Genomic DNA, 11290 nt, shown 5'->3' with positions numbered 1-11290 from the left:
CATGTAGGCGAATACACCAATTAGGAAGTGGAACACTACCAACTGGTAAGGACCACCGTTGTAAAGCCACTCATCGAGAGAAGCAGCTTCCCAGATTGGGTAGAAGTGTAAGCCAATGGCGTTAGAAGAAGGAACAACAGCACCAGAGATGATGTTGTTTCCGTACATCAAGGAACCAGCAACGGGCTCGCGGATACCATCGATGTCCACAGGAGGAGCAGCGATGAAAGCAATGATGAAGCAGGTGGTAGCAGCTAGCAAAGTTGGAATCATTAAGACACCAAACCAGCCTACATAGAGGCGGTTGTTGGTGGAGGTGACCCAATTGCAGAACTGAGACCACACAGAGGTGTTGCTCTGTTGTAATACAGTAGTCATGTTCTAATGATTGCGGGTATGAATATGAAGTTATCGAGGTTCGTCCGGCTTGTTTGCGCCTTCATGTATTTATATTAAGCAATATCTAAAGTTTTGTAAAGGGTTTTGAGAGTAATTTCCCCTCAGGTTATTAAATAATGTAAATAAGTAAAAGTTATATTACGTAAATATTGACTTAATAGTGTAATTGTGGTATAAATAAGGTTTAAAAATTTGGTTGTACCTGATCCCACTGAGAACCGCTATAAACTATAAAATTTATTTATCTATTTATTTATAATTTCTTAACATCCTCGATTTTCCACGGATCCGAAGTTCCCTGTTCTCCCAAGACCCGTGACGTTCCCGTTTGAAATTGCTTTACTGATTACATTGGTTGAGCTGATGGGTTTAGTTAAATGGCAGAGCCTCAATGTATCAAATTCTACCGAAGTTCCTCAAAAAATCTACTATGTTCAATGAATTATGATGAAACCTCATACACCTTAGACAAATCATGCGGATTGAGCAGTTGCAGGCATTTCTGGCAGTCACCCAGACCGGTAATTTTGGACAAGCGGCACAAAAATGCGGCGTAACACAATCGACTATTAGTAGACAAATTCAGTCTCTGGAAAGCCATCTGGGTATGCCACTGTTTCATCGCACTGCTCACGCCAAGTTGACTCTTGCAGGGGAACAGCTTTTACCCCGTGCTCGTAAAATCTGTCAAGAGTGGCAAACTGCTACCCAAGAATTAGCAGATTTGATCGCAGGTAAGCAGCCAGAATTGTGTGTAGCAGCAATCCAATCAGTCTGCGCTCACTATTTGCCACCGATCTTAAAGCAATTTTGTCGAGCCTATCCTCAAGTGCAATTACGAGTGACCGCCCTCGGAAGCGATCGCTCTTTGAAGGTACTGCGAGATGGTCTAGTGGATGTGGCAATTGTGATGAACAATCGCTTTTTGACCACTAGTTCAGAGATGGTAGTTGAGGTACTCTACGAAGAGCCCATCGAAGTCCTGATGGCATCAGACCATCCCTTAGTCAACTATAAAGCAGTGCCCTGGTCAGAACTGATTAAATACCCACAAGCAGTCTTTAAAAGTGGCTACGGGATGCAACGTTTAGTACAGCAGCAGTTTTCCCGCCTAGGGGCTAATTTGCGGGCAGTTATGGAGTTAAATACCCTAGAAGCATTCCAAGGAGTAGTGCGCCAAGGAGAATTGATTGCCCTATTGCCCAAATCAGCCGTGATCAATGTACAGCAAGACTCTACTTTGGCTGTGCGTACCCTAGAAAAACTACCAGAATCCCTGGCTAGCTCCAACAAACTAGTAGGTAACGTCTCTGCCTTGGATTCCAACTGGACTCGTCAGGTGGTCTTGGTCACGACTCGCGATCGCTTAGATATTCCACCAATTCAGCATTTTTGTAAACTGGTGCGTCAGCTGGACATGCCAACAGTTCAGGCTTGGAACCTCCAGCTGCCAGCCCTTGCTCAAGCTTGATCACTGTTTCCAGCTTTGGACTAATCACCGATGAGTAATGCCTTCAGGGAATTATTAAAGAAAGTGGGCAGTGGTGTGCACACTGGCAAAGCGTTAACTCGTGAGGAAGCCACCACTGCAACCCGCCTCATGTTGACACAAGAGGCTACACCAGCGCAAATTGGAGCATTTATGATTGCCCACCGCATCAAACGACCGACCAGTGAAGAACTGGCAGGGATGTTGGATGCTTATGACCAACTTGGACCAAGGTTACACCCCTGGGACATCAACCATGGGCAAGATACCTCTCGGTCAGTTTCTTCTTCTCCATCCCTGGGGGTTACAGCGTTAGGAACACCCTATGATGGACGAAGCCGTACTGCACCAGTCACACCCCTGACCGCCTTAGTCTTAGCTACTGCTGGGGTACCTGTGGTCATGCATGGGGGAGATTGTATGCCCACTAAGTATGGAGTCCCCTTAATTGAGATTTGGCAGGGATTGGGCATGGATTTCTCCCAACTTTCTGTGCCCCAGGTGCAACAAGTATTGGAGACAACTGGCTTAGGATTTATCTATTTACCCCAGCATTTTCCCCAAGCTCATCAGTTAGTTTCCTACCGCGACCAAATCGGTAAACGTCCACCCATAGCAACCATGGAACTCCTCTGGTCTGCCTATAGGTCTGCTGATCAAGCAGAGACTCATTATGTGGCCGGGTATGTTCATCCACCTACAGAAAATCTGTTTAGACAGACATGTCAGCTGCGTCTGGTCAAGAATTTTACCTTTGTCAAAGGCTTAGAGGGTAGCTGTGACCTACCACGCGATCGCACTGCCATCATAGCGATTAGTCAACCATCAGCCAGTCAAGGGTTTGAACGTCTGCTACTCCATCCGAGTGAATACGGTTTGGCTGGCAAGGAGGTACCGTTTGAGTCAACCACTAAACTGCTGGCACAGTACCAGGAAATCCTAAAGGGTAAATCCAACCCATTGATGCCAGCCGCGATCTGGAATGGTGGCTTTTATCTGTGGCGTTGTGGTGTTTGCCCAGATTTTAGAGCAGGTCTGGCCAGGGCTGAAGATTTATTCACCAGTGGTAATGTGGAGCAAAAATTTAAGGAAATTGTTGATTACTTACACAAGCTTAAATAAACAGAAGGTAAGTATTCAACTATCAGCTATCAGCTATCAGCTTATGTGCTACTTGATGTGCTTATGGGCTATGGGCAATCTAAATGAAGTCCCAGCGTCGAAGCCTGTGCCACCCACGCTACTTGATGTGCTTTTGAATAAAACAAGTAAGCATTGGTTTAATCTCTGTTACGTCAGCCATTCCCTTAGCGTGAGCCAAGGGAATGGCTGACGGCTGACGGCTGACGGCTGAATGCTTACACTCAACCAAATTACTGAACCAAGGTTCTTGCCGGAGGTGGCGCAAAGGTCGGAGACAATTGGGAGGGATATTGATTAACAGAAATACAAGTGTTTAGAGCCTTGTCAGGGCTAGCGACATTGGCACTATTCAAGCCAATAACACATTCAGAAAATTGCTCTGGCAGGAGGCTACGACGGCAGTGATCCAGCACTGAGTTAGCATTTATGTTTTCAATCTTATTGTCAATATCAACCACACAGCTAGCCAATTCCAAAGGTCGTCGGACTCGTGTACAAGCACCTAAGGCTTTTTGGCCTGCTAATGAGGTCAGTACCTTAATTTTCAGTACACACAAGGATAAATCCTCAGGTTGTAGTGCCTCTGAACAAGCTTGTGATGCGATTTCTGAAGTGATATTGGCCGCTTTAAGATCTTTGGCACACAAACTAAATTGATTCCCAGCAGTGGCAGCACCATTAGGAATCCCTAGGGTTACTAGGCCAGCGATTGCCAACTGAGTAGTACAAAATTTCAATAAAGATGTATGTCTAAACCTGCTTTGCTGCTTCATAATTAGTCTTAGTGGATAAAATTTTATAAGCTATCAATTATAAACGCTCAATTATAAACAATCAAGGTATTGATTATGTTAGACGTTGATTAGGGTTCCGTGGTAAATCCATCACTAACTACCAATCAACTTAGCTCGTTTTTAACAACTTGCTATGATAGTCGATATTTTCAACCCCTAATCTGACAATTAGTCATTCTTTGTAAGCTATCTCTAAGGTAAGCTCTCAGCTCTCAGCTCTCAGCTCTCAGCTCTCAGCTCTCAGCTCTCAGCTCTCAGCTTTTGAATAAAACAAGTAAGTATTGGTTTAATCTATGTTACGTCAGCTGACCGCTGACCGCTGACCGCACCTCAAGCAGCGTGCGCGTAGCGCATATGCTTACTCCCTAAGGAATATCTAATCTGTTTATACCTATGCCTATGCGATTCTACCAGTTTTTAAGTCAAACAGTTCGCTCACTTTACTCTAATAGGCAGGGGACTGTACTCCTAATGCTAATGGCATTGTGTGTCAGTTGCTCCCAAAAAAAATCCCCTGACCTTGAGTTAGAACTCAGTGTGAAACCGGCCAGTCGTCCTGGTGCGTATACTGTATCGGGTACTAGTAATCTACCTGACCAAAGTCAAATTGCTGTAGCTGCTATTCGCTATTTGCGTCCGACACAACAGCCTTTATTTGGTTCTAACCCCCTAGGCACTTATTCGATTTTGGATCGCCAAGTTGTTGAAGTAAACGAGCAGGGTCAATGGCAAGCTAGGCTTAACCTATGGGAGGTAGCACCAGATGGTCGCCTTCAGGAAGCTTGGCAAATCAATCAATCACAAGGACGATTCTCGGTTAGCCCCAATAATAGTGTCTCTTTCTTAGCTACCTATGAGCCCTATGGTCACCTAGGAAGGGCTGAAGAGCAACAGCCGCAGATTCCAGAGATGGAAGGTGACCTCGTCCGATTTAATAATGATGGTCAACCTTACGTAAAGGCGAGTTACACCCTACCGATAGCGCTACCTAGTGGCAGGAAATCAGTACCTAGCATTAGGGCAGCAGAACGCAATGGTGGCTGGGGAAACCGCTCAGAACTTAAACCCCAACCATCGGTTAGTGGTAGTATTCGCCCACAAACCAATTTAAAAAATCAAAACAATACTCCACTCTCGCCGTCAGAGTTTTTCCGATAAGACAAAACCTTTATCTTGGTTCATAGTTCATGGTCATGGTTCATGGTTGGTCACTATCAAGCCTGAACCATGAATAATATTAATAATAATACTAATTATAATACTCAGCCACACTGTGCAGGCTCTTACTGAAATACCCTAACAGTTTTATTTAATTAGCGCTATGGTCGCGTTTTGTTGGCGCTTTTTGTGGAAACGCTCACGGTGATCTCAATCGTGACAATCTAGTAATTGGCGAATGCCAAATTAGTCCATCGATAAATCGAGGTTACAATTATAGATTCGGAAGGCAGAAATGGTCAACCAAATTCAGCAATTTTAACTAATTACCAACAGTAAACTATTTATACATAACTATCTGGAGTCAATTCCAGTAGATGCTTTTTAGCTTATGGTTGGATCAGGATGCACCCTAATCGTCTATCAACTTGTCTTAAAAGTTCTTAACCCTTGACAGACCAGGACTTAACAAGTTGTTTGGATGGGTGATTCGCTACAGGTACCTCAATCCCTCGACTTCTCTGTGTGCCATCAAGGGCGGATTGTAAAGAAGCCATCTGAGCCATAATTGTTTGAAGTTGAGTGTTGAGTTGCTCCAGCTGCTCAGGTTTTGGTGAACTCACCTCAATAGGTTGGGTGACTACAGGTTTTGTGCGCACAAAACCTAAAAACGTTTGTGCTGAGGCAAACTTCTGGGTTACATCCTCTACAGACCTTGTCGGGGCTGTTATGGAAGGCTCTTCAACAAAATTCGACCTAGTCACTAGAGTTTCAAAGACTGGCTGGGATTCAAGGCTGTTATCCCGAGTTTCTATAACGTTTTCTATAACTTTGTCCGTAACGTTTTCCGGAACCTTTTCCGTAACGTTTTTCTGTAAATGTTTCGGGGGTTTCTGCCTCATCTATAAAATCAGTGAGTCCAGAAGCTGCCAAACTCGACAGAGAAAGCTTAAGGTCTTCTAATTCTTTTTCTTTTGCCTGGATACCCTAGCTAGAGTGGAAACTTTGTCCTGAGTTTGAGCAAATTTATGGGAGGAGTCTTGCCACCCTGAAATTGCCAAACTGGCTACACCGACTCCCAAACTCAAGGCTCCAACCAAGCCTAGGTAAGGGGGAGCAAGATCCTTAACTTCACCATCCATCCACTGTTCTCCCTGAATGCGAATGGAAACTGGTTGTGAGCCAAAAATTGCTACTGGTAAGGACAGTACTGACAAGACCGCTGCTGCAAGAAGAACGGGTTTGAAAAGGAATTTATTCAGAGGAGAGCCTGACATGTTTTATAGTTAACTGTTAAAACTACTCGTGTTACTATTTACCTCAAGGGCTGTGAGAGAAATTCCGCATAGTACGGTTTTTTGACTCTGGCTAGCATCTTGGCTTTTAAGTAGTGACCTTGAGAAACTGCATGCTTTGAGTACCTGACTTTTTGCTTCTTCTAAAGTTAACCATGTCTATCAGCCATTTTCCGTAAATTACTTGTGAATAGTCCCAGCAGATTGTAAATTTTCTGTGAACTCTTTATAAAAGTTAGCTTATATAGGCTATTTTAGCGCAAAAATGGAGGCAATCAGAATAAAACAACCGTTTTTAGCCAAATATCGGGATTAAATTGCTCTAATTAGCCAAAAAGCCAGCTTCAGCTAGCTTTTTTAGGTAGCTACTAGTGGGAAGTCTAATCCCTCCGATCGGTCACTTGTAGGGTAAAATCACTAATACCCAAATCATCGTGTCACCAATGAACACCCTGATCAGGAATCGGTTAAGGCCATTGAGAGCAATTTAGATAACAATTTAGATTTAGATAACGCTGATGGTGGTATGATTTCATCACCAAGACTACATGCGATCGCTAACTCGGGAGTGGCACTCTTCTTGCGGAAAAGTTAAACCTTACTTACTCATAATAGCAGTTCTCAATTGGCTGAGGTACCTCGTCCTGGGTTAATGGGAATAGGGAATAGGGAATAGGGAATAGGGACTAGGGAATACCTAGGCAGCACTGTCTTGGGGAGCTAGTTGCTAATCTGACTCCCCATCTCCCCACACCTCCCACACCTCCCACACCTCCCACACCTCCCACACTTCCCATATTATCCCCCATTTCCCCCACACCTGCCGCGCCCCCGCCTCAGACTATTTCCTGATCCAAAGTTCCCTATTCCCTACACGCAGCCTTATTAATTAACGTTTCATCAATCGCTATCATCAACAACTCATTTACAGATATCCCCGATGCTTTCGCCATAGAAGCAATCACACTTTTAGGCGAAAAAGAACAATACAACCCTGCTTCTAGAAACCAAGGTTGCCCCTGTGGGTCGATACGGAAGTCAAAAAGACTGTAGTGGCGACAGCCCAACGCCTGATGACACCTCTTGGCTACTTCCTGAACTGGCTTGGTTACAGGGTCCCTAGGGTCTAGCATCCAAGCCTTAACACCATCCTTAGCAGTCAAACTCAAGTCGCCATCTTCTGTTCGTTTTAGTTTATCCTCATAGTTGCGAATCCGGTGGTCATGGGGATTCACCAGATACTCTTCTAGGGGTAAACCTAGGCTGTTCACTCTAGGACTTGATTGATGGGATGAGTTCATGCATAATCTGTGTGAAGAGGTTGCCAGGATCTGCCCATGATACAAGGATACAAAAGCTCAATTGAGCGTCTGGCCAATTTATTTAAGCAAAGCCGTGATCGTTGGAAGCAAAGAGCGAGTGAGAAGCAAAAGAAATTGCGAGCACAAGAAATCCGGATTCGGGACTTAGAGAAAAGTCGAGCCCTGTGGAAACGACGAGCCCAGATAGCGGAAAAGGAAGTGCGAGGGTATCGTCAACAGACCTCATCCCCATCGCTTAGCCCCCTGTCTGATCAGACAGCAGTCCCCCCCCGTCCTTAGGCGGCTCTGCCACCGTTGGGATCGTTGAAACCCAAGGCACCCTGTTAGCCAGCCACCATTATGGAGCATTGACGATTAGCTTAGCCATCTCGTTTGTGGTTGAAAGTTTAAGCAGTTTCCGGGGAGCCTCGAAAAATTTTGCCCTATTGAGTCGGTTCATCGGTCAAATTTTACCGAGTTATAGTAGTATTCGGCAATGGGTATTGCGGATGGGACTATACTTGCTACAGCGTCCGTGCGAGTATCGTCACGACTGGCTATACATTGCCGATCTTACCCTGGAATTAGGGGCTCACAAATGCTTAGTAGTGTTAGGAATCAGCCAAGCTCGGTGGAAGCAAATCGTCGAGCAATCAGCTGGGAAATTGTGCTATCAGGACTTGTCACTACTAGCGTTAAAGGTCATGAAGAGCACTAAAGGAGACTTGATCTACCCCATCCTCGAAGCGGTTGGTGACCAGGTCGGGGTCCCCTTACAGCTTGTCTCAGACCAAGGCAGTGATCTCTATAAGGGCATTCGCTTATACCATCAAGCTCATCCTTCTGTGCAGGTGACCTATGATGTGACTCATCAAAGTGCCCGATTACTCAAAGGTGAGTTAGAGCTCGATCCAATCTATCAGCGCTTTGTCAGTCGGTGTACCCGTACTCGTCAACAGTTGCAGCAGAGTCGATTATCTTTTTTAAGACCACCCGCACAACGATCCAAAGCTCGATACTTCAATATTGACACCTTATTGAAGTGGGCCAAACTCGTATTGGCCTATCAGAAGCAGCAGGATTTCTCAAGGGTCAATCCTGGCTACTGCTTAGATTCGAGTGCCTTAAAAACCTTGAGTGAGCAGTTGACTACTGAGGTCAATGCGGCCTTAAAACCCCTTAAACAAAAGCCATTTCCTGACCAGAAAGCCTTTATTGAAGCCCTCAAAGGGTGTCTTTCAGAGGCAGTTTTCTGTGACGTTGGTTCCTTAATTTGCCAAACCGCTGACCTCGGTAGACGGTACTTTGAGGAAAAATTGGGTTGGGTGTCGGACTATCAGGAGGCCCTCGAACCCTTCAACCAGATGCTTTTCTTAGTGCGCACCCTCCAATACCAGCTTAAGCATCAAGGGTTTAACCAACACTCGAAAACAGACTTTATCAAACAAACAGCTGATTTAACCTTATCGAAACGATTAGAGGACTTTTTGGCCAAGTTAATTGCCTATATTGACCATGAAACCACAGCATTGCCTCCTAATCAGCCCCTACTTGCCTCTTCTGATCTCATCGAGTCTGTGTTTGGTAAATATAAACTGTTTTCCCAAAGGTCATCCCTGAAGCATATGGGGCATTTACTCTTGACACTGCCTCTGCTCACCACCCAGTTGACCTCTGAACTTGTTAAAACTGCCATGGAAACAGTTTCCTTCTGTGATGTCCAACATTGGTATCGACAGCACTTTGGAGAATCTCCCTTGGCCAAGCGTCGGGCTATTTTTCAGACTACAAAAATTGACATATAAACTGCATGAACTTTTATCGGCATAAGGGATTCAAACTCAACAGCCTAGGGTAAACCCACGAGCTCACCCTCTTTGACAAGGATTCCACATCTGACTTCCCGACCCAGTTCGATGTACTCTTCGACTAAAACCTGATCTGAATGTTCAAACGCTGTTTTGAGGGCAGCGTCATAGTCAGCGACATTTTTGACTAAAGTCACCCCACAAGAATTGTCAGAACTAGCAGGTTTGATCACTACTGGCGGCTTAATGGTGGGAATGTCTCCCTGGCGAAGTAGTTCTCCAAAAGGTACTTTAACTCCTGCGGCTGCCACAATCGCCTTAGCTCTTGCTTTGCTTTATGGGCAGTTAGTGCCATCAAATCTGGGGTATTGCCCACATAGGGAATATTAAGCAAGTCCAATAGGGCACGGTATTCAGTCATGCCAGGGATACAAAACATTTGTGGCAGCACTAGGTCAATAGTTTGTGCTCCTTTTATTCAAGGCCGAGGTCACTGAGGTACATTTCTGTGCCTTTTCCAGCATCAGGAAAAGAAGAACATAATTGCTTATGCTTGTCAATGGCTGCTTCTAGCAATCCTGACGATACCTCTTGAGCGTAATCACAGGAACCAATCCCTGTTGGCAATGGAGCCCACAAACCCCCTTCTCCTCGCTTGCGCCGCATATTTTTTTGACCTTCAAGCATCAGGTCAATATCTTCTAGGATGGGGTGGTAAACAGACAGACCCAGAGAGCGACACAAAGCGATAATGCGATCGCGTTCTTCTGCTTTGACCCAGCCCATCTCTGCAGCTAAAGTCGCGCCGAAGGCCATGCCAATGGTGACAGAATGACCATGCATTAATTTAGCAGCAGGTTCAAAGCGAGGACTCCAGGTGTGACCATAAGCGTGGGGACGGTCTTGGTAAGTCTCGAACATATTTGTTCCTTCATGCTTCATGTAGGAGAACAATGCCCGATAGATTACTGTATCAGCGATCGCTCCCAGTTCCTCATCTTCATTTAAAGTCGCAAAGTGAGTCTCTACTAAGCGAGGACCGTATTGTTCCATTAACTCAAACAGAACCGGATCATCGGTGACTGCCATTTTAATAATTTCTGCCATACCGTTGCGGACGTGACCTGTCGCTAAAGTACGGAAGAAACTCCGGTCTACCAAAGTCATTACTGGAGGATGATAGGATCCAATGCTGTTCTTAAATTGGGCACCGTTGGTGCAAGTGCGGGGGGATGGACCAGCATCGATAGCAGCCACAACCGTGGTTCCGACCATAATATATGGAGTGCGTCGGTGCTGCAGGGCGCAAGCCAGTCCGGCTACGTCACTAAGAACACCGCCGCCTACTACTAGTACGGGTTCGTTCCGGGAAACGTCGCAGCCATCTTTACCTAAAAATTTCAGCAAGCGGTGGACGGTTTCGGGAGTTTTGTCAGATTCCCAAGCGCGGCAGGCCAGCAACTTTAGAGGAATTTCATATTCCTCGAAGTAGCGGCGAATTGACGCTCCGTAAAGCTCATCTACGGTCTGATCCACAATTGCCACACAACGACCGCGACGACTGTAAACTTCCGCCAAGGTGGGATTGGAAGGGTTGAAAACTCCGTCCACTAACTTAACTGTTGCCTTTAACGCATAGGTAGCAGATATTTCAAAAGAGCGACCGTCTCCACTAGCAGCGATCTCTCCAGTACCGGTGTACCACTCTGAGGTGTGGTACTTCTCTGGGTGGTGGAATTGAATTATCTGTTCTGAGTCTGAAGGAGAGAGCTTTTGTGATGTTGGATTAGGTTTAGCTTGAACCATACTTCTGCTGCTGCGATATTACTTGTTTGGATGTTCGGATTAGTATCGAAGAATTTACATGGCAAGGCAGATTTCTGGGTATAATTCCCTCCCCCTA

Annotated in this window: 10 protein-coding genes and 3 pseudogenes; 5 read left to right on the top strand and 8 right to left on the bottom strand. The window is 45.4% G+C overall.

What is annotated here, in order from left to right; translation table 11 throughout:
- A pseudogene (locus LYNGBM3L_RS11320) lies at positions 1-378 on the bottom strand (Photosystem Q(B) protein 1); the annotation flags it as partial.
- 496 nt (positions 379-874) lie between these two features.
- Here LYNGBM3L_RS11320 and LYNGBM3L_RS11315 point away from each other — a divergent pair.
- Together LYNGBM3L_RS11315 and LYNGBM3L_RS11310 are read left to right on the top strand one after the other, a co-directional pair.
- The gene (locus LYNGBM3L_RS11315; RefSeq protein WP_008182619.1) at positions 875-1870 is read left to right on the top strand and encodes a LysR family transcriptional regulator; all 996 of its coding nucleotides are present in this window, start codon (positions 875-877) and stop codon (positions 1868-1870) included.
- A gap of 30 nt (positions 1871-1900) precedes the next feature.
- Positions 1901-3010 carry an anthranilate phosphoribosyltransferase family protein gene (locus tag LYNGBM3L_RS11310; RefSeq protein ID WP_008182617.1) on the top strand — a complete coding sequence of 370 codons (1110 nt, stop codon included), beginning with the start codon at positions 1901-1903 and terminating at the stop codon, positions 3008-3010.
- Positions 3011-3128: 118 nt separating this feature from the next.
- Here LYNGBM3L_RS11310 and LYNGBM3L_RS48585 read toward each other — a convergent pair whose 3' ends face one another.
- Together LYNGBM3L_RS48585 and LYNGBM3L_RS11305 are read right to left on the bottom strand one after the other, a co-directional pair.
- Complete coding sequence (locus LYNGBM3L_RS48585; RefSeq protein WP_267872019.1) at positions 3129-3260, bottom strand: hypothetical protein; 132 nt, start codon at positions 3258-3260, stop codon at positions 3129-3131.
- A 1-nt stretch (position 3261) separates the two neighbouring features.
- A complete protein-coding gene (locus LYNGBM3L_RS11305) occupies positions 3262-3804 on the bottom strand; it encodes a hypothetical protein (protein WP_008182615.1) in 543 nt (180 codons plus the stop codon).
- 498 nt (positions 3805-4302) lie between these two features.
- On the opposite strand from LYNGBM3L_RS11305, the gene LYNGBM3L_RS11300 reads away from it, so the two are divergent.
- Positions 4303-4983 (top strand): hypothetical protein, encoded by a 681-nt coding sequence (locus LYNGBM3L_RS11300; RefSeq protein ID WP_131827039.1) that lies wholly within the window; start codon positions 4303-4305, stop codon positions 4981-4983.
- 443 nt (positions 4984-5426) lie between these two features.
- Here LYNGBM3L_RS11300 and LYNGBM3L_RS11295 read toward each other — a convergent pair whose 3' ends face one another.
- The 3 genes and pseudogenes from LYNGBM3L_RS11295 to LYNGBM3L_RS11285 form a co-directional block, all read right to left on the bottom strand.
- The gene (locus tag LYNGBM3L_RS11295; protein WP_008182611.1) at positions 5427-5885 is read right to left on the bottom strand and encodes a hypothetical protein; all 459 of its coding nucleotides are present in this window, start codon (positions 5883-5885) and stop codon (positions 5427-5429) included.
- Positions 5886-5942: 57 nt separating this feature from the next.
- Positions 5943-6260, bottom strand: a complete 318-nt coding sequence (locus tag LYNGBM3L_RS11290; protein ID WP_008182609.1) for a hypothetical protein — start codon at positions 6258-6260, stop codon at positions 5943-5945.
- Between the two features lie 881 nt (positions 6261-7141).
- Positions 7142-7540, bottom strand: a pseudogene (locus LYNGBM3L_RS11285) (D-alanine--D-alanine ligase family protein); the annotation flags it as partial.
- 75 nt (positions 7541-7615) lie between these two features.
- On the opposite strand from LYNGBM3L_RS11285, the gene LYNGBM3L_RS11280 reads away from it, so the two are divergent.
- Entirely contained in the window at positions 7616-7879 is a 264-nt protein-coding gene (locus tag LYNGBM3L_RS11280; protein ID WP_008177637.1) for a hypothetical protein, read from the top strand.
- Between the two features lie 68 nt (positions 7880-7947).
- The gene (locus tag LYNGBM3L_RS45640) at positions 7948-9384 is read left to right on the top strand and encodes a hypothetical protein (RefSeq protein ID WP_008177632.1); all 1437 of its coding nucleotides are present in this window, start codon (positions 7948-7950) and stop codon (positions 9382-9384) included.
- Positions 9385-9431: 47 nt separating this feature from the next.
- Here the strand turns inward: LYNGBM3L_RS45640 and LYNGBM3L_RS50250 are convergent.
- Positions 9432-9853, bottom strand: a pseudogene (locus LYNGBM3L_RS50250) (ATP-binding protein); the annotation flags it as partial.
- Positions 9854-9861: 8 nt separating this feature from the next.
- A complete protein-coding gene (locus LYNGBM3L_RS11260; protein ID WP_008182599.1) occupies positions 9862-11193 on the bottom strand; it encodes a sedoheptulose 7-phosphate cyclase in 1332 nt (443 codons plus the stop codon).
- Positions 11194-11290: the final 97 nt, after the last annotated feature.

The sequence above is a fragment of the Moorena producens 3L genome, from assembly GCF_000211815.1.
Taxonomy (GTDB): Bacteria; Cyanobacteriota; Cyanobacteriia; order Cyanobacteriales; family Coleofasciculaceae; genus Moorena; species Moorena producens.
Note: the sequence above shows the minus strand (reverse complement) of the source record. Positions and strands in the feature narration are given on the sequence as shown.